The 22,155-nt window shown below is 66.3% G+C and carries 21 protein-coding genes; 6 read left to right on the top strand and 15 right to left on the bottom strand.

Features of this window, described 5'->3' with window-relative positions; all coding sequences use genetic code 11:
* Nucleotides 1–26: 26 nt before the first annotated feature.
* From OF380_RS08990 to OF380_RS09005, 4 genes are all read right to left on the bottom strand, one after another.
* Nucleotides 27–503 carry a hypothetical protein gene (locus tag OF380_RS08990; RefSeq protein ID WP_264050424.1) on the bottom strand — a complete coding sequence of 159 codons (477 nt, stop codon included), beginning with the start codon at nt 501–503 and terminating at the stop codon, nt 27–29.
* 367 nt (nt 504–870) lie between these two features.
* The gene (locus OF380_RS08995) at nt 871–2,070 is read right to left on the bottom strand and encodes a tyrosine-type recombinase/integrase (RefSeq protein ID WP_264050425.1); all 1,200 of its coding nucleotides are present in this window, start codon (nt 2,068–2,070) and stop codon (nt 871–873) included.
* 221 nt (nt 2,071–2,291) lie between these two features.
* Nucleotides 2,292–4,751, bottom strand: coding sequence for an outer membrane protein assembly factor BamA (gene bamA / locus OF380_RS09000; protein WP_264051257.1), 2,460 nt, complete (start codon nt 4,749–4,751; stop codon nt 2,292–2,294).
* A 438-nt stretch (nt 4,752–5,189) separates the two neighbouring features.
* Nucleotides 5,190–5,948, bottom strand: coding sequence for an outer membrane protein (locus OF380_RS09005; protein WP_264050426.1), 759 nt, complete (start codon nt 5,946–5,948; stop codon nt 5,190–5,192).
* Between the two features lie 582 nt (nt 5,949–6,530).
* Between OF380_RS09005 and OF380_RS09010 the strand changes: the two genes are divergently transcribed.
* The 3 genes from OF380_RS09010 to OF380_RS09020 all read left to right on the top strand — a co-directional run bounded on the left by OF380_RS09010 (nt 6,531) and on the right by OF380_RS09020 (nt 9,289).
* Entirely contained in the window at nt 6,531–7,367 is an 837-nt protein-coding gene (locus OF380_RS09010) for a DUF6502 family protein (RefSeq protein WP_264051258.1), read from the top strand.
* Nucleotides 7,368–7,435: 68 nt separating this feature from the next.
* Nucleotides 7,436–8,650, top strand: a complete 1,215-nt coding sequence (locus OF380_RS09015) for a DUF5666 domain-containing protein (protein WP_264050428.1) — start codon at nt 7,436–7,438, stop codon at nt 8,648–8,650.
* Nucleotides 8,651–9,052: 402 nt separating this feature from the next.
* Nucleotides 9,053–9,289: a hypothetical protein gene (locus OF380_RS09020; RefSeq protein ID WP_264050429.1), complete on the top strand. Its 237-nt coding sequence runs from the start codon at nt 9,053–9,055 to the stop codon at nt 9,287–9,289.
* A 431-nt stretch (nt 9,290–9,720) separates the two neighbouring features.
* Here OF380_RS09020 and OF380_RS09025 read toward each other — a convergent pair whose 3' ends face one another.
* The 11 genes from OF380_RS09025 to phnG all read right to left on the bottom strand — a co-directional run bounded on the left by OF380_RS09025 (nt 9,721) and on the right by phnG (nt 18,281).
* Nucleotides 9,721–10,488 carry an anti-sigma factor gene (locus OF380_RS09025; RefSeq protein WP_264050430.1) on the bottom strand — a complete coding sequence of 256 codons (768 nt, stop codon included), beginning with the start codon at nt 10,486–10,488 and terminating at the stop codon, nt 9,721–9,723.
* A complete protein-coding gene (locus OF380_RS09030) occupies nt 10,485–11,018 on the bottom strand; it encodes a sigma-70 family RNA polymerase sigma factor (protein WP_264050432.1) in 534 nt (177 codons plus the stop codon). The genes OF380_RS09025 and OF380_RS09030 overlap by 4 nt, the downstream gene beginning before the upstream one ends.
* Nucleotides 11,019–11,077: 59 nt before the next feature.
* Entirely contained in the window at nt 11,078–11,857 is a 780-nt protein-coding gene (locus OF380_RS09035) for a DUF4394 domain-containing protein (protein WP_264050433.1), read from the bottom strand.
* 179 nt (nt 11,858–12,036) lie between these two features.
* Complete coding sequence (gene phnN / locus OF380_RS09040; protein WP_264050434.1) at nt 12,037–12,573, bottom strand: phosphonate metabolism protein/1,5-bisphosphokinase (PRPP-forming) PhnN; 537 nt, start codon at nt 12,571–12,573, stop codon at nt 12,037–12,039.
* Nucleotides 12,573–13,715 (bottom strand): alpha-D-ribose 1-methylphosphonate 5-triphosphate diphosphatase, encoded by a 1,143-nt coding sequence (locus tag OF380_RS09045; RefSeq protein WP_264051259.1) that lies wholly within the window; start codon nt 13,713–13,715, stop codon nt 12,573–12,575. Before OF380_RS09045 ends, phnN begins: the two co-directional genes overlap by 1 nt.
* 32 nt (nt 13,716–13,747) lie before the next feature.
* Complete coding sequence (gene phnL, locus OF380_RS09050; RefSeq protein ID WP_264051260.1) at nt 13,748–14,452, bottom strand: phosphonate C-P lyase system protein PhnL; 705 nt, start codon at nt 14,450–14,452, stop codon at nt 13,748–13,750.
* An 11-nt stretch (nt 14,453–14,463) separates the two neighbouring features.
* On the bottom strand, nt 14,464–15,240 hold the full coding sequence (gene phnK / locus OF380_RS09055; RefSeq protein ID WP_404810607.1) for a phosphonate C-P lyase system protein PhnK: 777 nt from the start codon (nt 15,238–15,240) through the stop codon (nt 14,464–14,466).
* A 23-nt stretch (nt 15,241–15,263) separates the two neighbouring features.
* Nucleotides 15,264–16,145 carry an alpha-D-ribose 1-methylphosphonate 5-phosphate C-P-lyase PhnJ gene (locus OF380_RS09060; RefSeq protein WP_264050435.1) on the bottom strand — a complete coding sequence of 294 codons (882 nt, stop codon included), beginning with the start codon at nt 16,143–16,145 and terminating at the stop codon, nt 15,264–15,266.
* Nucleotides 16,142–17,263, bottom strand: coding sequence for a carbon-phosphorus lyase complex subunit PhnI (locus tag OF380_RS09065; protein ID WP_264050436.1), 1,122 nt, complete (start codon nt 17,261–17,263; stop codon nt 16,142–16,144). The genes OF380_RS09060 and OF380_RS09065 overlap by 4 nt, the downstream gene beginning before the upstream one ends.
* Nucleotides 17,254–17,868: a phosphonate C-P lyase system protein PhnH gene (gene phnH, locus OF380_RS09070; protein ID WP_264050437.1), complete on the bottom strand. Its 615-nt coding sequence runs from the start codon at nt 17,866–17,868 to the stop codon at nt 17,254–17,256. Before phnH ends, OF380_RS09065 begins: the two co-directional genes overlap by 10 nt.
* A complete protein-coding gene (gene phnG / locus OF380_RS09075) occupies nt 17,868–18,281 on the bottom strand; it encodes a phosphonate C-P lyase system protein PhnG (RefSeq protein ID WP_264050438.1) in 414 nt (137 codons plus the stop codon). The genes phnH and phnG overlap by 1 nt, the downstream gene beginning before the upstream one ends.
* A gap of 163 nt (nt 18,282–18,444) precedes the next feature.
* Between phnG and phnF the strand changes: the two genes are divergently transcribed.
* The 3 genes from phnF (at nt 18,445) to OF380_RS09090 (ending at nt 22,147) form a co-directional block, all read left to right on the top strand.
* On the top strand, nt 18,445–19,191 hold the full coding sequence (phnF, locus tag OF380_RS09080; RefSeq protein WP_264050439.1) for a phosphonate metabolism transcriptional regulator PhnF: 747 nt from the start codon (nt 18,445–18,447) through the stop codon (nt 19,189–19,191).
* 785 nt (nt 19,192–19,976) lie between these two features.
* A complete protein-coding gene (locus OF380_RS09085; protein ID WP_318784568.1) occupies nt 19,977–21,254 on the top strand; it encodes a TonB-dependent receptor plug domain-containing protein in 1,278 nt (425 codons plus the stop codon).
* A 74-nt stretch (nt 21,255–21,328) separates the two neighbouring features.
* On the top strand, nt 21,329–22,147 hold the full coding sequence (locus tag OF380_RS09090) for an IS5 family transposase (protein ID WP_264048288.1): 819 nt from the start codon (nt 21,329–21,331) through the stop codon (nt 22,145–22,147).
* Nucleotides 22,148–22,155 lie beyond the last annotated feature (8 nt).

Below are 22,155 nucleotides of genomic sequence, written 5' to 3' on the forward strand. Positions count from 1 at the left end.
AAGACAGGTACTGGTCAGAAATCAATTTATGACCGCTCTTTTTTGAATTCTGTCAGCCACTTAGCTAGCTTGGGGCGTATGTTTGACGCTGCCGGTTCCCGACCATAGCGCAGTTGGCAATATTCCATAATCTGCCGCTCGATTGCGGCTTGGTTGGGCAGACTTGGATCATCTGCAGATGGCAAACCGTGGTGCTCAAGCAGCTTGATCACGAATTTTCGGATTTCAGGCCAGTCATAGGTTGGCTTGCGCCCGCGCCTTGCCTGACTAGACAAGTGTGCATGTTTCAAAACATGTCTGGCATTGCGTTCATCAGAGGTCTCTATCGGATTTTGGATGGATTCAAGAATCGCACCACTCGGAGCTGATTTGGGTTTTTCTTCAAGCTTGTCCTGCAAGGCACTTACAAGCTGCGCCCTATGCACACGTACGATGGCCCAATCCCCTGTCAACATTTCAGCATCACCTGGAATGAAAACTTCCCCTTCGCCCTCGAAGAACATCGGTGCTCGCGGCCCAGCCCATTCCTCGGCCGGTAGGGGGAAGCAGGTGCCATTCTCATGAAACTGCAGCTGAGCGCTAACGTGACCGTCGTGAAGAAGGCGCCTTAGCCGGTTTTCTGGGGCGGAACAGCCACCTACCCACGGCGCTTTAGTGTCTATACCGAAGCTTGAAAGCTCGACTGCCTCCTGGAGCGAGACGTACCCAGAAGGTATTAGCAAAGGCGGAGCAGGTGGCTCAGACCCGGCGGCTCCTTTTTGTTTGGTCATTGCCCCTCCGTAGTGCAGCTACTGAAAATGTTGTAGCAGCGAGATCGCATGTCTTTTAAGGAGCCAAAATTACAATCAAAAATTGCGATTGAGACGTAGTCTATGGCGTCGGCATAGGTGTCGTAAGCGCACTCGCGTCAACAAAAGCGCTCCAAGCCTCCATCAGCGTTCGCCGCTTCTCCAGTGCGTCACCACGGCGGTAAGCTCTTTCGGTAGCATCACCGACGACATGCGCTAGAGCCGTCTCTGCGATCTCGCGCGGGAAGGCCGTGCATTCGCCAGCCCAATCGCGGAATGAGGAGCGGAAACCGTGCACCGTTACCTCCACCTTCATCCGCCGCAGCATCATCTCCATGGCCATAATGGACAGGGGCCGGCCTGGCTTCTGACCGGGAAAGACGTATTCGCCGCGCCGGACCACTTCGGCTTGGTCGAGGATCGCGAGCGCGGCGTCAGTCAGCGGCACACGATGCTCTACTCCGGCCTTCATGCGCATCGCTGGAACCGTCCATACCTTCGTCTTGCGGTCGATCTCACTCCATCGGGCGCCCAGCACCTCACCAGAGCGTGAAGCGTTCAGGATGCAGAACTGCAAGGCAAGCCCTGCCATGGCGTCACGCGACCGGAGATCGGCCATGAAGGCCGGCACGTCGTCGAACGGCATGGCCGCATGGTGGCCGCGCGTCAGCTTTCGACGGGCCGGCAGAAGCTTATCGAGGTGACCGCGCCAGAGCGCCGGGTTCTCACCCGTTCGTAAGCCCTTTGCCTTGGCTGCGTCTAAAACCCGCTCAATGCGGCCGCGCACCCTTGAGGCTGTCTCGCTTTTTGTCTGCCAAATGGGCGTGAGGACACTCAAGACGTCCTCGGTGCCAATCTCGTCAACGGGTTTAGGCCAGAGCGAGCCTGCGTAGGTCGTAAGCGTCGAGGACCACTGCGCTTTGTGCTTATCGTTGCGGAACCCCTGAGAGAGAGATTTCACCACCTCCTCAGCGACGGCACCGAAAGTTACAGCCGCAAGCCGCTCTTCCTTAGCCGTCCTGCGCTGCTCGATAGGGTTCTTTCCGGCCTTAAGGATCTGGCGTGCGGCTGTGGCTTTCTCGCGGGCCTCGGCCAGGGAGACAGCCGACAAACCGCCGAACCCCATCTCCTTCAGCTTGCCTTGCCATCGGAAGAGGAAGAGCCAGCGCCGGGCGCCACTCGCATCCACCACGAGGTAAAGCCCATCCCCGTCAGAGTGCCGGCCAGGAGCAGTGAGCGTTGCCGCCGCTCTCGCACTCAGCTTCTTCACAGCACGTGCCATACCGGCTACCCCAACAATCACCCCAACGTTTGACGTAGATCGTAGCGGATTCTGGTGGACTTCGGTAGCTTGTAATCTCCGTAAGCCACTGATTATGTTGGACCTACTAGACGCAAGCGAACATGTATGGACCCAAGTATGGCGGACCCCCTCTCCGCCAATTAGCCTGAAAAGCCTCTCCTGCGGCCTTCGGCCCGGTTTGCGGCAAGCCCGACCGTGCCTCAGAATTTGGTCCCGCCCGAGAACCGGAAGGCCTGGGTCTGATCCTTGCCGACGCGTCCGAGGTAGGTGCCGTCGGTGGCATAGGTCTTCACGCCCTCGTCCTTGCTCAAGGCGTAAGCATAGTCGAAGCGGATCGGGCCCAGCGGCGAATTCCACGGGATCGACGCGCCGATCGAGGAGCGGATCGTCATCTTGTCGCGCACGTTCACGCATTCCGGCTCGACGCCGACGGTGGAGGCGCTGTAGGTACAGCCCGTCGTCGCGCTATAGCCGTTGATGAAGCCGTCACCGTTCACGTCGAACGTCCGCTTGCCCTTGTAGCCGAACAACGTGCCGGCATCGGTGAAGAAGGCGCCCTTCAAGCCGAGGTCGTGCGGAATACCCGGCAGCGGGAACTGCACCTCGGCGGTGCCGCCGAAATAGGTCGTGCCGCCGAGCGCATTCGAACGTGAGTCGGAGGTGCCGACATCGCGCGGGCCGATGCCGTTGACGGCAAAGCCACGCACCAGCGAGGGGCCGAGGAAGAACTGGTCGGTGACCCGCAGGGGATTGCCATCGGTGGAGCCGATATGGCCGCCCTGGAACTTCAGGAATCCGACCACGTCGTCGCCGAATTCCTTGTAATAACGCGCCTCTCCGGTGACCCGGTAGAAGTTCGAGTCGCCGCCGAGGCCAGCGATCTCGGGCTTCAACTCGGCATAGAAGCCGTTCTTCGGGGACGCGAAGTTGTCGAGAGTGGAATAGGCCAACGTTGCGCCCACCAGGGAGGTGAGGGTCGAACCCTGCGCCGACTTGATGGCGATCGAGGCCTCGCCGTCGGCGGTACAGGTCGGATAGACAGCCTGACCCGCGCTGTTCACGGTGGTATAGTCGCTGATCGGGTTCGTACAATCGTTGTAGGGCCGTGATGTCGTGTTCGGAACTTTGAGCTCTGTGTTGTAGAGCGAGTAACGCAGGGTCACGCCGAACTCTTCCGTGATCGGCAGGCCGACGCGGAGCTGGCCACCGTAGACGGTGGTCTGGTAGCGCGAGTAGCGCGCCAGGTTGCTGTACTTGTAGAAGGCGTCGAAGCCCGCCGCGAGGCGGTAGCCGAGGAAGTACGGCTCCGTGAACGAGAAGTCGAGCCCGCGCGAGTACTGGCCGCCGGTGCCGGCGACGCGGACGTACTGACCGCGGCCGAGGAAGTTCGATTCCGAGACCGAGACCTCGCCGATGATGCCGTCCTGGGTGGAGTAGCCGCCCGCCACCGAGAACGAGCCCGTGGGCTGATCCTCGACGTCGATGTTGATGATCACGCGGTCGGCCGAGGAGCCCGGCTCGTTGGAGAAGCGGACCTTCTTGAAGAAGCCGAGGCCGTTCAGGCGGCGCTCGGCCCGGTCGGTGAGCACCCGGTTGTAGGCGTCGCCCTCGGTGATATCGAGCTCGCGACGGATGACGTAGTCGCGGGTGCGGGTGTTGCCGCGGATGTTGATGCGCTCGACGTAGACGCGCGGACCGTCCTCGACCACGAAGCCCAGGGCCACGGTGTGGGTGGCGCGGTCGCGCTGGCCGGTGGGACGCACCTGGGCGAAGGGGTAGCCCTGGCGACCGACCTGGTTGGTCACGCCGTTGAGGGTGCGCTCCACGTCCTCGGCATTGTAGACGTCGCCGACCTGGGCGCGGACCTCGCCGTCGAGGGGCGCGGTGTCGAGGCCCGGCAGGCGGGAATCGATGGCGACGGCACCGACGCGGTACTGCTCGCCTTCCTCGACCGTGACGGTGATGACCCAGCCGGCATCCCCCTCGCCCTCGACGTAGCGGGCATCGGCGTTGATGACGCGGAAATCCGCGTAGCCGTTCTTGAGGTAGTAGCGCCGGACGATGTCGAGATCGTTGGTGATCCGGTCGGGATCGTAGACGTCCGAGGTCTTGATGAAGCTGAGGAAGTTCATCTCCGAGGAGGACATCAGCTCGCGCAGCTTGGATTCGGAGAACGCGCTGTTGCCGACGAAGTTGATCGACTTGATGCCGGTCTTGTCGCCTTCCTCGATGACGTAGATCACATCGAGGCGGCCGTTCGGCAGATCCACCGTGCGGAAGCTGACCTTCGCGGTGCCGCGACCGGCTTGCTTGTAGAGCGCACGGATCCGTTCGATATCTGCGGCGAGTTGCGCCGCATCGAGCGGCGAGCGATCACGGGTCACGATCGCAGCCTTCAGCGTCGCCGACTCGACCTTCTTGTTCCCCTCGAAGACCACGCGGTTGATCAAAGCCTTCTCGCGGACCTGGACGACGGTACGACCCTTCGCGGACGTCACCGTGACTTCAGAGAAGTATCCGCTGGCCAGGAGCGCCTGGCGCGGCGTGTCGGGCGAACTCGCAACGATCGAGCGGATGACCTCTGCCTCTACCCTCCGGTTGCCCTCGACGAGAACCTCGACTGCGTTCGCCTTCGGTATGCATAGCAGGAGACCTGTGATGAGGAAGCAAACACGCCGATGATCAGGAAGGGTCAAGGATGCACCCACGAAAATCTATGGTGATTTGGATAAGCTTGCGAACATGCGCTCGGAAATCACGCGACTGTTTTACGGATGAGAATATGTCATCCTCAGGCGTAGTCGCGGCTCCGGATCTTGATGCTGTTTTTTATTGAGACGGCTTTGCGTCTTGGGAGTGGTGCGAGGATATCGGACAAGTATTCGGATATATTGACAGGTTTGATTGAAATCGAAGGGCGCCGATTTTTATCGAAAACCAATCTGTCTGAGTATGTCCGGCGTTTTACAAAGGCTCTGAGACCTGTCTCCCTCAGGGCTGTGCGGGTGTCCTCATCGAAGCATCGCGCCGGAGTTGATGCACGCCGGCGCGACGCTTCGATGTTCCGATTCGGCTCGGACCCTCGAAAAGCAGAGCGATCAGAAGCGGTAGTTCACGCCAGCCCGCACCACGGCAAAGCCCGTGTCGGACGAGCCGGTGCCGTAATAGGCGGGCACCGTGGAGTCGTAGGTGGCCGAGCCACTGCTGCGTTTGGCGAGATTGATGTAGAGGGCCTCGGCCTTCGCCGACAACTTCTCGGTAAAGGCGTATTCGAGGCCGCCACCGACCGCGTAGCCCGTGCGGCTCGTGCTCGGCAGGGTGTCGGTATAGGACGCGGCGTAGGACGAGGTCGAGCCACCACCATACGCGAAGCCGCCGGTACCATAGACGAGCACCCGGTCGAACGCGTAGCCGACACGACCTCGAACGGTACCGAAATAATCGAGGCTCGGGCTGACATTGTAGTACGGCGTGGTTCCGATGGTTCCGACATTGGCCCGGGATTGTGCCACGCCCTGAATGTCAGTCTCGAAGCCCAGAACCAGGCCCGAGCCCGGAGTCAGCTGATAATTGTAGCCAATCTGACCACCGCCGGCAAAACCCCCGCCTTGCCCGGCATCGCTCACGGTACCGTAGGTCGCGTCAGTGAAGCTGCTCTTGCCCTCACTGAAAGCATAGCCCGCGTTCACGCCGGCGTAGAAGCCGGTCCAAGTGAAGACAGGCAATACCAACGGGGGCGGGGGAGCCTGTCGACGCGGCAGGTCGGCGGCATGAGCCGCATGAAACGCTGCGCCGTAGGAAAGGCACGCCACGGCCAGGGCGGGGTATAGGGGGACGAAGGACAACGTGCGACGCATTGGAACTCTCCTTGACGGATAGGTTCAGGATTGGCGGTCAATTGACCAGCAGAAGTAAGCCAACGGTGACGAGCGAAAGAAGCACGGAGATCGCGAGGTTGATCTCAAGCACCGCGGTGGCGGTAGGCGGAGCGAAAGGATCGCACGGCATCAATCGAGATGGACACGCCAACAGGGGCGTCACCGAAAGCGAGCCGCCGCCACCCTCAAAGGGGACGATTCGAGGATGGCGGCGACCTGCACCGATCCGGATACTGGCGAGCGCTGGGGAGCGTTTGTCATACAGGGTCCGAACACGGGCAGGGCAACCGCGGCCGCCATGAGGAGGCCGCGGAAGAGGAAATGAGCGGAGGGAATCCCGCTGGCTGACCTGATGTCGGGCCGCCCGAGGCGTAGTGGAGCCGGGGGAAGGTAATCGACGGACGGCCTGAGCGGGATCATTGGCGGGTCTCTGTGGGAAAAATTACCACACGACTTTTATAGGTGTGTAAAATTCCCACGTCAAACCCGGATCGTCGCCGGATGGTGCTCTGGCGCACGTTGTGGGATTGTGTCACACGGGCCGCCCTGTATGGTGCCGCCATGTCGACGAGCCCTCCCATCACACCAGAAGGGTCCACATTGCACGCGCCGTTGGCGCGACTGCTGCGTCCTCTCGTGCGTCTCTGTATTGGTCGTGGAATTACCTTTCTGGCTCTCACCGCTTTACTGCGCGAACTCTATGTCAATGTGGCCGAGTACGATTTTGCGCTGCCCGGCAAGGAGCAGACGGACAGCCGTGTCAGCCTCCTCACCGGCATCCATCGTAAGGAGGTGAGCCGCTTGCGCGGCGCCGGCTCGACCGTGAGTGTCGTACCGGCTGTCGTCTCGCGTACGAGCCGGATCATGGCACGGTGGCTCGCAGACCCACGCTTCACCGATGCCGCCGGGCATCCTCTGACCCTGCCTCGGATGGCCGAGGGCGATGCGCCGTCCTTCGAGGGGCTCGTTTCGTCCATCACCCGAGACCTGCGGCCCCGCGCCGTCCTGGACGAGTGGCTCGACCGTGGTCTGGCTAACCTGGACGCCGAGGGTCGGGTGATTTTGGCCAAGGCGGCTTACGTCCCCGAGGTTGGGGGAGAGCCACAGCTTTACTATTTCGGCCGTAATCTGCATGACCATATTGCAGCCAGCGTTTCCAATATCACGTCAGGTGCGCCACGATTTCTTGAGCGCGCCGTGCATTATGATGGACTTTCGCGCGAACTGGCCGAGCATCTCGAGCGTCGCGCAAAAGAGATCGCTATGGAGGCGCTGCAACAAGCCAATCGCGAAGCCCATGCTGCTTGTCAGAGCGATCCGGGCGGCACCCATCGCTGGAATTTCGGCATCTACGTCTACGGCGAGGACGTCGTGCCTGCCCCCAAGGGCGAAGAATGAGCGTCCGCCCTACACATCCTCGCCAGCCGACACGTCGAAGGGTGCTGGGTTGGTTCGGTGCTCTGCCCTTGGTTGCACCGGATCCGGCGCTCGCTCAGTCCCTGGACCAGGGGATTGGTGGGACGGGCGCCCGCCCGCCGGATACGCCGGGTGAGGAAGGCGACCGGGGGATCGGCGGCACGGGCGTCATCGGCACGATCCGCCGGTTCGGTTCCATCGTGGTCAATGACCTTCGCATCACCTATCCGACTGACGTGGCCGTCCGCATCGACGGCCGCCCGGCGACGACGTCCGACCTCAAGGTCGGCCACGTGGTGCGGGTCGTGGCACGCGGTTCGGACGGCGCCTTGTCGACGCAAAGAATCGACGTGACCAGCGAGGTCGTCGGTCCTGTCGAGGCCGTCGCACGGGGGCGTCTCCTGGTTTTAGGCCAGCGGGTCTCGGTTGCCGCCGCAGAAGTCGCGCGTTGGAAGGTCGGGGACCGTGTTGCCGTCAGCGGCCTGCGCCGGCCGGACGGGGTCATCGTGGCGAGCCTCATCGAGCCACGCCTCGGCGGACCCGCTCAGGTTTCCGGACCCGTGCGACGTGGTCCCGACGGCACGGCAACGATCGGAGCCTTGCGGCTCAACGGGATCAGGCCTGACCTCAACGGCCGACGTGCGGCGGTCACGGGCGAACCTGCCGGCGCAGTCCTCAAAGTCTCGAACAGCGAGGAAGCGCCCGCCTTGTTCCTTCCGGGCCTGAAGCGGCTCTCGATCGAATCCTACGTGGGGCGTCGAGGGGATCGGCTGAACCTCGGTTCCGGCTATGCCGTCGCGGGTGCTCCCGATCCGCTCCTGCCACGCCGGGGCAGCGTCAGGGCCGTGGTCACCACCGACGTCTCGCGTGACGGAATCCTGACGGTGGAGAGCCTGCGCATCGATGACCGTATCGATCAGCGCGGGCAGAACGGATTGCAGGACGGTACTTTCGGGCGCAGCGGGCGTGACGCCGTGCCAGGACGCGGGAATTCAGGACACGGCCTCCCAGGACGCAGCGACCGACCCGGCGGCCTTGAGCGTCCGGGAGGCGCTCGCAGCCTCGACATTGATACGCGCATGCCGGGTGCCGGCCCGGGTGGATTCGGGCAAGGTGGTCCCAATGGTGGTCAGACCCAGCCTGGCGGGTTTGGTGGCCCCGGTCCCTCCCCGGGCGGAAATGCTCCGCCCGGCGGGTTCGGATCCGGTGGCGGCGGGCCACCGGGTGGCGGATTTGGCGGAAACCCGGGCAGCAGGGGCCGTTGACCTTCGACAAACGAGAGGGGCAACGATTCCTGATCGAGGGGTTTCAGGCGCAATGGATCTTCACGAATCCGGAGATCTCATGCGCTGGTGTCAAGGACCAAGGCTGAGGCAGTGTAGCTGTTGCTGCTCGTTCCGCTCGACCCATAGGCTGAGCTCTGAGACTGCGAGCTCTGCAACTGCTTGATGAACGAACTCAGCAGGTCGCTCACGGCCGCGCTGGTGCTTGCCGTGCTGTTCGTTCCCTCATCGGAAGACGTATCCGAAGCGGAATCATCCGGCGGCGGTCCCGGGGGCGGTCCGGGCGGAGGCCCGCCGGCTCCTGCCACCCCGGTTGACGCGCTCGAGCTTGTACTCTGACCGCCACTCGCGAACAGATTCGTCAGCTCGCTTGCCTGATCTTCCGTGAGCGTGCCGGCGCTCACCTGGTTTGCGATCAGGCTGTCGATCCTGTCCTTCATGGAAGAGGGGTCGAGCTTCGAGCTGGTCGCGTTCGTCGTTGAACTGGTGCGGTCCGCAGATAGGCTCGTGTCGATCGCGTCGAGCGCCGCGGTGAGCGCCGTCGCGTCCGTGCTGCTGAGGGATCCCGTCGAAAGGCCGCTGCTGATCGTGGCGGACATTTGGTCCTTCATCGATCCCTGAGGCCGCGGTGGCGGCGGGGGCCGTTGAACGGATGATTGTGATGTCGAGGATGAGATGGCGCTCATAGGGTGCACCTGCGTTCGAGACACCGGAAAGACCCGGCTGGCGGCTCGTGTGAAATTTACCCACAAATATTTAATACAACCTTTCCCGCAGTCAGGTTGTAAGGGGTGCGGTCGAGCGACCGCCAGATCCTGCGCATCCCGTCGAGGCTGAGGTTTGCCTTGGACACACGCTGGATTTCCACCATCGGCAGCGTTCGAGAAAGCCCAGGCCGGCGAGTCGAACTCCGCCCGTGCAAGAAGAAGTGCTGTTCACTTCCTCATGGCTCCAACCCCTCAGGAGTTGGAGGCATGGAGAAACTCCGCAGTTCAGTTGCCGCAGCTGTGCGGGACGCGGAACGATCGCGCGCGAGCAATCGGCGCGCCGCATCACAGAGCCTGCGTCGCAGCTCCCTTGGCGCGACCGATGAACAGGATCCGGCCCGTCGGGCGACCGATCGGCGAGCCTGCCTCGGGTTCCAGGGTGATCTCGAAGAGCTGGCCGTCTCCGATGGCTTCGAGCCGTTCCGGCGGTAGGCGGATCGCCCCACCCGGCGGCAGCACGCCGAGGGAGACTGGACCGCGTGCCTGATCCCACAGGGTCCAGAGTTGCAGCGAGCGCCCGCTTCCCGGCCGCACGTCGGCCAGCGGCAGGGACCGCACGGTGCCGTTCTGAGCAACCTGAATGAGCCAGCCCGGGCCGCTCTCCTGTCCGGCGGCATCGCGGCTCTGCAGGATCGCGAAGAAGCGCGTCGGGCTCTCGGCGGGCGCCGATAGACGGCTCGGCAGAACGGCCAGCAGGATCGCGGCGGCCGTGGCGAGGGCCGTGGTGGCGCGCCACAGACCAGCGCTTCGCCACGCCGCGCGCACCATCGCGCGCCGCGGCCGTAACGGTACCGGGGCCGTCACGCGCGTGAGCGCCTGCCGGCGCGTCGCGAGGTCCTGTTCGATCCGGGCCCATTGGGTCGGATCGACCTCGGCACTTCCGAGAACGGCGGAGGCCGGCAGGAGCCGCTCCTCCCAGAAGGCGACGCGATGGGCGAAATCCGCGTCCGACTTCAACGCACGCTCGACCTCCGCCGTCGTCGCGGCGTCGAGGAGGCCCAGCACGTATTCGCCCGCAAGGACGTCGCGGTCTTCCGGCTGGCTCGGAATCATGAGAGGCAATCCTTCAAGGCGATGAGGCTGCGGCGGACCCACGCCTTCACGGTACCGAGCGGTGTCCCGAGCCGCTCGGCGATCTCCGACTGCGACAGTCCATCGAGATAGGCGAGCAGGATCACCTGCCGCCTGTCGGCGTCGAGCCGCTGAAGGCAGCCATGCAGGCGAGCACCGTCCTGCGCCGTCGCCAGCGCGGCGAACGGATCGGGCGCATCGTCCGCGATCTCCGCCCCCACTTCGAGGTCCGTCTCCCGGCCGGCGGCCCGGATGTACTTGAGGGCGCGGTACCGCACGATGCTGGTGATCCAGGCGCGCCCCGCGCCTCGGCGGCCGTCGAAGGTCCCGGCGCGCTCCCAGATATCCAGAAAAGAATCATGCAGGATGTCGGCTGCAACCTCGCGCCGCCGCACGATCCTGAGCGCGACGGCGAGCAGGAAGCCGGCCTCGCGATCGTAGAGACGACGCAGCGACGCCGAATCCCCGCGGGCGCAGCCCTCCAGCGCGGAGGCGTGGTCGAACGGCTCCATGTTCCTCCCGGCACGCGGCAGGACCGGCCCCGGGCCGATCCTGCATCCTTGGAACGAGATTACATCTTGGGCAGGATCGCGATGTCACGGACCTTACCGGAAACGCCGGCGATCTTGGCGGCCATCTCGCCCTTCCCGGTGGCGAGATCCACCTTGTAGAGCGTGTCGCCGGCCATGGCCCAGGCCTGATTGCCGCCCTGGCCGTCCGACAGGATATCGAAGGCCACGGCCTCGCCGGACATGCCGAGCATGCCGACGGTGTTCAGAATGCCGTCATTCGGCGGAGCCTGCTTCAGCAGCGCGCCGGTGGCGTCGATGTCGAACAGGGCCGTCTCCTTGGTGCCCTTGAAGGCATTGGTGTAGGCGCCGGCCGTCACCTTCGGGGTCTTGCCCTTCATCGTGTCGGTCTCGGCGAACTTGAGCTGGCCGTCCTTCGTCACCTTGCCGTCATCGACGTTGGCGCGGAGGTTGGTGCCGTCGGTACCGATGATGCGCAGCCGGTCTGCGACAGGATTGAAGTCGACCGTCGCCGCGGTGCCGGCGCCCAGCATGGTGTCGAGTTTCGACTTGGCCGTGGCCTTGCCGGACATCGGATCGATGGTGACGACGCTGCCGTCGGAGATCACCGCGTAAAGCATGCCGTCGGCCGGCCGCACGTCGATGCCGAGGACGCTCCCGCCGATCCCGGTGATCGTCACCGTCTTCGTGACCTTCTTCGCGGTCGTATCGACATGCGCCAGGGTGGCGTCGCCGACGAGCGCCGCAACGGTCTCGGCACGCGCGGCGGTTCCCAGACAGGTGCCAGCCAGCAGGGTTACGGCGATGAGGCTCAGTCGCATGGCATTCTCCATCTGCCGCGAAGGCGGCATCGTGAGCGCTAGCCACGAGCCGGGCGATCGGATGCAGCCGATGCCGAATTTTCTCGTCCGGCGTTCGGCCGTCCGCATGCGGGCACGACGCGGGGAGCCCGCTCGGCGGAGCGGCGCGCACGGATGGTGACGGTTTGCTTGCCAGTGGCTCAGGCTGCACGCGCCTGCAGGTGCGCGATCAACTCGGCGGCCGCGCTCTCCGGGTCGGCATTGTTCCAGATCGTGCACTCGGCCTCGATCGGTACGACGCGGTCCAGGCGGGTGCGGAGGTCGCCGTCCTCGGGCCGCGCCCGCGCTGCGAGGCGTTGGGCGAGGATACCGTGCGAGGCCGTGATGGTGACGACGCTGACACCTGTCAGGGTGCGGCGGGCTGCCTCGACGATGCGGCGCGAGACGTTGCAGACGATCAGCCGTCCGGCCTGCGCCTGATCCAGCGTCTCGCCGGGGATCGCGTAGCCGAGGCCGTGGGCGCGCCAGTACAGGGCGAAGGCGCCCGAGGCGGCACCATCGGCGAAGGCATCCTCCGCGATCTCGATATTGTCCTCGTGCGAGGAGGGCGCCCGGGTGACGAGGCGACGCGGGAAGACGAAGCGGGAATCACCATCGAGCGCGTCCCGCGCCAGCCGCAGCAGGGTGTCCTTGCCGGCTCCGCTCGGACCGACGACGAGAACGAAGCCGCCGGGCATCACACCACCCGCGCGCCGGCGCGCCAGACCTGGCGCACCACCGGCACGCCCCGGGCGAGGCGGACGCGGACGAGGTCGGCGCGCAAGCCCGGCTCCAGCCGCCCGCGATCGGTCAGCCCGGTGGCGCGGGCGGGGTTCGCCGTCACGGTGGCGATGGCCTCGGGCAAGGTGATGCTGGGCACCCGCTCGGGCAGCCCGAAGGCCGCCATCAGCAGGCTCGCCGGCACGTAGTCCGAGGACAGGATGCTGAGGTAGCCGGCCTCCGCCAGGGTGTGGGCCGCGACGTTGCCCGAATGCGAGCCGCCCCGGATCAGGTTGGGGGCCCCCATCATCACGGTGATGCCGGCGGCGTGCGAAGCCTCGGCCGCCTCCAGGGTCGTGGGGAATTCGGCGAGCGCCACCGATTCGTCGCGTGACAGGGCGACATCGGCCAGGGTGGTGTCGTCGTGGCTCGCGAGCGGGATGCCGCGTTCGCGGGCGAGCGCCACCAGGGCGGGACGGTTCACCGCGTTGAGGGCGCGGCCGTCGCGCATCTTGCGCTCGGTGCTGAGCTTGATCTCCTCCAGGGAGCGGCCGCCGCGCCCGGCATAGAGGTAGTACTTGGCGACATCCCGAAACTGGCGCTGGCCCGGTGTATGGTCCATCAGCGAAAGCAGACCGATGGCGTAGCGCTCGGCGAAGGTCCGCACGGTCTCGACCACGTCGGTGGAGGGGATCTCGCAGCGCAGGTGCGTGCGGTGCTCGGCCCGCAACAGGTCCGCGTCTTGCGCCTCCGCCAGGGCGGCGGCGAGGAGCTCCAGTTCGGTGCCGAGGCCGCTGCCGTCCGGATCGGTGCCGGCGCGGAGCGAATCGAACACCGTGGTGATGCCGGACGCCGCGATCTGCGCGTCGTAGGCCAGCACCGCCCCGAGGGGGTGCCAGCGCACGCTGGGACGGGGGGCGTAGTGGCTCTCCAGGTGGTCGGTGTGAAGTTCGACGAGGCCCGGAATGACGGTGTCGCCGGCGCAGTCGAGGCCGCGCTCGGGGGCACGCCCGGTGCCGATCTCTGCGATCCGCCCGTCGACCACGGCGAGCCAGCCGGTCTCGACCCGGTCGGGCAGAACGAGTTGCGCGTTCTCGAGGATCTCGACCCGGTCCGTCATGCTGGTGTGCTCCCGGTCGATCGCTGTCTGGTTCATGCCGCCAATGCTCCACGGAAGGCGGAGACGTCGACGATCCGCGTCGCCACCGCCTCGCGCACGTCCGCGTCGTGGAAGATGCCGAGGATGGCGGTGCCGGCCGCGCGCTTCTCGGCGATGAGGTCCACCACCACGGCGCGGTTCCGCGCATCCAGCGAGGCGGTGGGTTCGTCCATGAGCAGGACCGGTCGGTCCGCGATAAGGCCGCGGGCGATGTTCACCCGCTGCTGCTCGCCCCCCGAGAAGGTGGCGGGTGGCAGCGCCCACAGGCGCTCGGGCAGGTTGAGGCGGGTCAGCAGGTCGCCGGCCCGGGTGCGGGCCGCCTCGGGGGTAAGCCCCCCCTCGATGCCGGCCGCCTCCACCACGGCGCGGGCGCCGACACGCGGAATCACCCGCAGGAACTGCGAGACGTAGGCGAGGGTGGTCCGGCGCAGGCCCAGGATCTCGCGCGGCGCGGCCGTGGCGAGGTCGATCACGCGATCCCCGTCGCGGACCCGGATCGCACCGGCGGCGCAGCGATAGTTGCCGTAGGCCATCTTGAGCAGGGAGGATTTCCCCGCGCCCGAGGCGCCGCCGAGCACGACGCATTCGCCCGGATGAACCGCCAGGGTGGCGCCGGCGATCACCGGCAGCACGGCGCCGCCGCGCAGGTGCAGGGTGAAGCTCTTGGCCACGTCTTCGAAGGCGAGGAGGGGGGTCATCAAGAGGGGCGTCATGCGGCGAGCACCGAGGAGACGAGGAGCTGGGTGTAGGCGGCCTGCGGGTCGTCGAGGACCTGGTCGGTCAGGCCGGTTTCGATCACCCGGCCCGCCCGCATGACGAGGACGCGGTGCGAGAGCAGGCGCGCCACGGCAAGATCGTGGGTGACGATGATCACCGCGAGGCCGAGTTCGGCCACCAGCCCCCGGATCATGTCGAGGAGGCGGGCCTGGACCGAGACATCGAGGCCCGAGGTCGGCTCGTCCATGAGCACGAGGCGGGGCGCGGTGACGAGGTTGCGGGCGATCTGCAGGCGCTGGCGCATGCCGCCGGAGAAGCGCGTGGGCGGATCGTCGACCCGGTCGGCGGCGATCTCGACGCGGGCGAGCCAATCGAGGGCGGTGGCGCGGATGCGGCCGTAATGCCGATCGCCGACGCCCATCAGGCGCTCGCCGACATTGCCCCCGGCCGAGACCGCCATACGCAGGCCCTGCGTCGCGTCCTGGCGCACGAAGCCCCAGTCGGTTCGCATCAGGGCCCGGCGCTCGGCTTCGCTCAAGGAGGCGAGGTCGCGGGTGGCGCCATCGCGCATGCGGTAGGACACGGAGCCGCCATCGGCCGCGACCTCGCCGGCGATGAGCGACAGCAGGGTCGACTTGCCGGAGCCGGACTCGCCGACCACCGCCAGGACCTCGCCGGGATCGAGGGTGAAGCCGATGCCGTCGCAGGCCGGACGCCGCCCGTAGCGCTTGGTCAGGCCCTCGACCGTAAGCAGGGGCTCGGGAAGCAAAGGCTCGGGAAGCAAGGGGTCGATCACGCGGCCTCTCCGGTGTGGCCGTCGGCGCGGCGGGTCTCGCAATGGTCGGTGTCCGAGCAGACGAACATCCGCCCGCCGGCATCGTCGAGGACGACCTCGTCGAGGTAGACCCCTTCGGCGCCGCAGAGGGCGCAGGGGCGATCGAAGCTCTGGACCCGGAAGGGGTGGTCCTCGAAATCGAGGCTGCGCACCCGGGTGTAGGGCGGGATCGCGTAGATACGCTTCTCGCGGCCCGCGCCGAAGAGCTGGAGGGCGGGGCAGCCGTCCATCTTCGGGTTGTCGAATTTCGGGGTCGGCGAGGGGTCCATCACGTAGCGGCCGGCGACTTCCACCGGGTAGGCGTAGGTGGTGGCGATGTGGCCGTGGCGGGCGATGTCCTCGTAGAGCTTGACGTGCATCAGGCCGTATTCCGCCAGCGCGTGGAGCTGGCGCGTCTCGGTCTCGCGGGGCTCGAGGAAGCGCAGGGGCTCGGGGATCGGCACTTGATAGACGAGGACCTGTCCCTCGGTCAGCGGCGCCTCCGGGATGCGGTGGCGGGTCTGGATCACCGTGGCCTCGGCCGTGCGCGTCGTCGTCGCGACCCCGGCGGTGGCGGTGAAGAAGCGGCGGATCGAGACCGCGTTGGTGGTGTCGTCGGCGCCCTGGTCGATGACCTTGAGGACGTCCGCCGCGCCGAGGATCGCGGCGGTGACCTGCACGCCTCCGGTGCCCCAGCCGTAGGGCATCGGCATCTCGCGGGCGGCGAAGGGCACCTGGTAGCCGGGGATCGCGATGGCCTTGAGGATGGCCCGGCGGATCATCCGCTTCGTGCCCTCGTCGAGATAGGCGAAGTTGTAGCCGGTGCCGGCCGAGACCGTGACGGGACCTTGCGGGTTCATTCGGCGGCCTCCCGCAGGGTGGAATCGTCCTGGACCGGCTCGGCGGCGCGGGCCGCGTGCTCGGCGCGCAGGCGCCGGACCAGTTCGAGTTCGGCCTGGAAGTCGACGTAGTGCGGCAGCTTCATGTGCTCGACGAACCCCGTCGCCTGCAGGCTGTCGCAATGGGCCAGCACGAATTCCTGGTCCTGGGCCGGCACCACCACCGCCTCGCCGAGCTCGGCGGCCCGGAGCGAGCGGTCCACCAGCGCCATCGCCATGGCCTTGCGCTCGCCCTGGCCGAAGACCAAGCCGTAGCCCCGGGTGAATTGCGGCGGCACCGCCCCGTGGCCGTGGAACTGGTTGATCATCTGGCACTCGGTCAGGTCGACCGTGCCGAGGCTGACCGGGAAGCCGAGCTCCTCCGGCGTGAATTCAAGTTCCACCGCCCCGACCCGGATCTCGCCCACGAAGGGATGGGTGCGGCCGTAGCCGCGCTGCGTCGAGTAGCCCAGCGCCAGGATGAAGCCCTCGTCGCCCCGCGCCAGCCCCTGGAGCCGGACCGCCCGGTCGGCGGGATAATCCACCGGCTCCCGGGTGAGGTCGCCGACCGGGGCGCCCTCGTCGGGGGGGGATGGCTCGAGCAGCCCGGCCTGGCCGAGGAGATCGGTGACCCGCGGGCAGGCCGCGGCATCCGGCTCCGGCTCGGCCTCGCTGGCCGATTCGGGGACGGCGCCGTCGGCCAGGGCGAAATCCACGAGGCGGTGGGTGTAGTCGAAGGTCGGGCCGAGCACCTGGCCGCCGGGCAGGTCCTTGAAGGTGGCGGAGATGCGCCGCGCGAGCGTCATCGCGCCGGTGTCGACGGGCTCGGTGGCGCCGAAGCGCGGCAGCGTGGTGCGGTAGGCCCGCACCAGGAACACCGCCTCGACCACGTCGCCCCGCGCCTGCTTCAGGGCCAGGGCGGCCAGATCCGGGTCGTAGAGGGAACCCTCGGTCATCACCCGGTCGACGAGGAGGCGCATCTGCTCGCGGATCTGCGCCACGCTGAGTTCGGGCACGGCCGGGTCGCCGCGCCGGACCTCGGCCAGCAGCCGGTGGGCGTTGTCGATGGCGGCCTCGCCACCCTTCACCGCTACGTACATGGCAGAGCCTCCAGAGCGACGGGACGCGCCGAGCGCGGAAGCCCGGCGAGGCGCCCGGGCGTGACGAACAGGAGGTCGATTCCTTGCGGGAAGCCCGCATGGTTCGCGGCCCAGCGTGAAGCCCAGTCGGCGGGCAGGGGGGCGGCCTCGAGGCGCACGGTGCCGCGGATGCCCGGCCCCGCGAAGGCCGGCCCGGCCGCGTCGGACAGGGTCTCGACGGCGAGGATCACGGTGGCGGAGGCATCGGGATACGCGAGGGTGCCCTGCGCGAAGTCCCTGAGGTCCGGGCAGCGGGCGGGATCGGCGATCAGCGCGAAGGCCGCCTGTCCCGGCGCGTCCACGATCGGCGCTCCGGTGTGGAAGCGCAGGAAGCCGGCGACCGCCGGCTCGGCCCGCAGGGGCGCGTCGAGCCAGACCGGCGTGTCGGCATCGGTCAGCGCCAGGGCCAGGGCCGCGAGTTCGGGGGTGAGGGGGGCGGGGGGCGCCAGGGCCGTGGCCAGGGGGCGGATCCGGCCGGGCCGGCTCAGGGCCTCCATCGCGGCGCGGAACACGGCCTGGCCCTCGTGGACGGGATCGGCGAAGCCGTGAGCGAGGGTGTGCGCCATCAATCCTCTCCCCGCGCCAGGGTGAAGAAGTTCACCCGCGTCGCCGCCGTCTTGCGGGCGGCCTGCAGAACCGCTTCCGCCCGGCGCCCGGCGATGGCCTCCAGCGCCGACTCTAGGGCGGGCCGCGCCTCCGGGCGCTGCCAGTGCGCGTCGAGGATCGCGGCGAGGCGGGCGCGGGTGCGGTCGCGGCCGAGATGGTAGGCGAAGCCGGTCTCGCCGCCGGGCAGGCGCACCGCCGCGCGGGTCACCGTGGCCTCGCCGGCGTTGAAGGCCCGTCCGTCGCCGCCGATCCGCCCACGGACCATTACGAGGCCGGTCTCGGCCGGGCGCAGATCCTCCGCCTCGGGGGCGGCCCCGGTTTGCGCCAGAGCGGCGAGCAATTCGTCCGAGGTCGCCTGGCTGGCCCGTGCCATCGCCCGTCGGCGCGCGACTGCCTCTGGCATCATGGTCTCAGGTGGTGTTTGGCTGGCGCTCGGCATCGGTCGGTCTCTAAACCTGTCTATATATCTAGACAAGTGGATGAGAAGGCGCAAGGGCTTTCGAGGACGTCATGCGGGCCATCCGTGCGAGCAACCCATGAATGAAGCGGGCGACACGGGCGTGACGGCCCTTCAACGCGGAGGCGGCCTCGCGGCCTGGCGGCAGATCGCGGACGCGCTGGCGAACGAGATCCGGAGCGGCGCGTTCGCCGCCGGGGCGCAACTCCCGGCGGAATCGGCGCTCGCCGCGCGCTTCGGCGTGAACCGGCACACGGTGCGCCGGGCGCTCGGCGTGCTCGCCGAATGCGGGATGGTGCGGACCACGCAGGGCAAGGGCAGCTTCGTGGAGCAGGGCCCGATTCCCTATCCGATCGGTCCCCGGACCCGGTTCTCCGAGATCGTCTCGCGCACCGGCCGCGAGGCCTGGGGCGACCTGATCGCCGCCGCGACCGTGCCGGCCGATGCGGGCTGGGCCGAGGCCCTCGGCATCGCTCCGTCGACGCCGATCCTCGAACTCCTCACCGTGCACCGGGCCGACGGCGCCCCGATCTCGACGGCCCGGACCTGCCTGCCCCTGCCGCGCTTTGCCGGCTTCGACGCCGCCTACGCCGCCACCGGCTCGATCACCCGCGCCTATGCGGGCTTCGGGGTGGCCGACTATACCCGGCTCTCGACCCGGATCGGTGCCCGCCCCGCCGACGCCGAGGAGGCGGCACGCCTCGACATCGCCCCCGGTCGCACCCTGATCGCCCTGTCGAGCGTGAACGTGGACGCCGCCGGCACACGCATCCAGGCCACCCGCAGCCTGTTCGCCGCCGACCGGGTGGAACTGGTGGTGGAGTGAAGGGCTGTTCGGGCGGGGACCCCATGGACCAGTCCGGCCGCGCGCCGCTGACGTGAATTCAGATGTCACATCGAACGGCGCGGCGGCATTCACGGTGTGCCTGAAGCGAAACGCAGTCCGCTCCTATGACGAAGGTCTTTTGCGGAAGGCTGACCCGTCGCCCCGAAGCAGACACTCCGCCTCCGACCCAATGACATCATAGGAGCCAGTTTCTATCAGCCCCGAAAGCCGTCGTTCGCTAAGTTGGGTCCTGTCTGTAATTCGCCGAGGGACTGGGCGCAGTAACAGGAGCGAGAGCGCTCCTGTACCGCAGTGCTGCTGTCGGCACTTACGTCGCTACAGCACTTCCTGACGAGCCGTAGATTGACGAAAGCCCAAGTAAGACCTTTGACGAGGATAGTTTTAAGTATGGAAAACTGCCTCCTAAATTGCCGTCATCTTAGAGGCTGGGAGCGTAGTCGTCGTAGGATCTAGCATTGCTCAGACTGTAGGCAGCAGCTCCGCAACACCAGCCCCGACGACATTTCCGTACGCCTTCCTCTGGTGCAGCAGTGGCTCAGGTGCGGAGGTGGGATCGTCAGCAACGGACCTGGATCCCGTCGTCGATCGCGCCGGGGCGAAGGCAGGTCGGATAGTTTCCCCGAAGACGCAGTCGTCCTTTAGGCGCTCCGTAGCTTTTAACCCTTCTAACCCATTGGCAGAGAAACAATTTTTTCCTTGATCGGACTTTTTAGAGCCTGCAGGGATTTTTTGGCACGCACGGACGCGATCGGGAAACCAATGTTATGAGCCATTCACACCGGGCCTCTACGTTGACGGCCGTTCTTGCACTGGCGCCTCTGATATCGGTCAGCCCGGTCGCCGCTCAGGAAGCAGCGGTCGGGCTCGACGAACTTACTGTGGAAGGTGCCGCTGCGACCGCGGACGGAAACGGCTTGGGCGGCGGCAACGGCAGCGCTACGAGCGGAGGCGGCGGTGGCCCGAGCGGAGTCGTAGGCTACACAGCAAGAATCAGCCCCACGGCTACTAAGACCAACACACCGCTCATCGAGACACCGCAATCCGTCACCGTCATCACGCGCGAGCAGTTAAACGATCGCAACGTCCAAACGATCAACGAGGCTATCGGCTACGCCGCGGGCGTGAACTCGAACGTGTTCGGTTTCGATCCGCGCTACGACTCCTTCTACGTCCGCGGCTTCGATCTGACCTATAACGGCATCTTTCGGGACGGCCTCCGTCAGCTCGGTTCGGGCCTCACGCTTCCCCGCATCGAGCCATACGGTGTCGAGGCGGCCACCATCCTTCGCGGGCCGTCATCGGGCTTGTACGGTCTCGGTTCGCCCGGTGGTATCCTCGACGTCACAACCAAGCGGCCGACCTTCACGCCGTTCGGCGAGGTCCAGTTCCAGGCCGGCAACTACGGCCGGTTCCAGGGCAATTTCGATATCGGCGGCCCGGTTGAGGGCAGCGACGGCACGCTTGCCTATCGGGTGACCGGCATCAAGCGCCAGTCCGACACCTTCCTGCCCGGCAGCCCCGACGACCGCAGCTACATCGCGCCGGCCTTCACCTGGAAGCCGTCGGCCGATACGACGTTCACGTTTCTGAGCGAGTACCAGGAGTCGCGACTGCCGGGGAACGCAGCGTTCTACAACGCGCCCGGCTTTCAGATAACAAAGATCTATTCCGGAGATCCGGCCCTAAACGATTTCAAATCCCAGCAATACCGGATCGGATATGCTTTCGAACATAAATTTTCGCCTGATCTGATTTTAAGACAGAACTTTCGTTACTATAAGAACAATACGTCTTACGCCTATACCAGCATCGACAGTTTGAGCGACGATGGCACGTCAGCCATTCGCTCGGCCGGCTTCCTGAAGCAGAGACTGAGCCAGATCACGCTCGACAACCAGATCGAAGCTCGTGTCGATGCGGGCCCGGTGCAGCATACGTTGCTGGCTGGTCTCGACTACGCTCATTACGACTTCAGCACCCGCTCGGGCTTCGGCGTCGCACCCGAACTCAACCTTCTGAGACCCCGTTTCATAACGGGGTGAGGATGTTGGCGGTTGGGTGAGCGGCGGGTGCCGCAGGCGTTGGGGGAGTGTCTGACGCTCACCCTGGATCGCTGATGTGGACACCCACCGCTCGCGCCGAGCTTGCGCGCGAAAGCCGACCCTACGCAACCTGCCTGACCGATGCCGAATGGGCTGTGGTCGGCACGATGCTGCCCTGTCCCGCCGCGACTGGTCGTCCATGGCGCTGGCCAATGCGGTCGGTGCTCGACGGGATTCTCTACGTGCTCCGCACAGGCTGCGCATGGCGGCACCTGCCGCATGAGTTCCCGCCCTGGTCGACCGTGCACCGCTGGTTCTTGCGCCTGTCAGCGTCGGGCGTGTTCGAGCGCCTTGCCCATGCGCTCACGATGGACGACCGTGAACGAGCTGGGCGCGAGGCTAGCCCAACGGGCTCCGTCATGGATGCTCAAGCGGCGCGCTCGGGTGGTGTGGGCGTCGACGGGCAACGCGGCTACGATCCAGCCCGGCGTGTCGTGGGCCGCAAGCGCCACGCCCTGACCGACACGGATGGTCGCCTTCTGATCGCCGCCGTCTCGCCCGCTAACCTGCACGACAGCCATGGCGGCGTCGCACTTTTGCGTGCCTCACGTGATCTCTGGCCATTCCTGGCCCACTGCTTCGCAGACCGGGCTTATCGAGGCGAGCGCGTCGGCACCGCGACGGCGATCACCATCGAGATCGTCGCGCCCGACGAGGGACAGAAGGGCTTCGCGGTTCAACCGCGACGGTGGGTCATCGAGCGAACCTTCGGCTGGATCAGTCGATGCCGTAGGCTCGCCAGGGATCATGAGGCGACGGCCTCTTCCGCACTCGCCTTCTTCGTCCTAGCAGCAGCGATGGTCCTGGTCAGGCGACTGGCGAAGGAATTATGAAACAGGGT

The organism is Methylobacterium sp. FF17 (assembly GCF_025813715.1).
GTDB lineage: Bacteria > Pseudomonadota > Alphaproteobacteria > Rhizobiales > Beijerinckiaceae > Methylobacterium > Methylobacterium flocculans.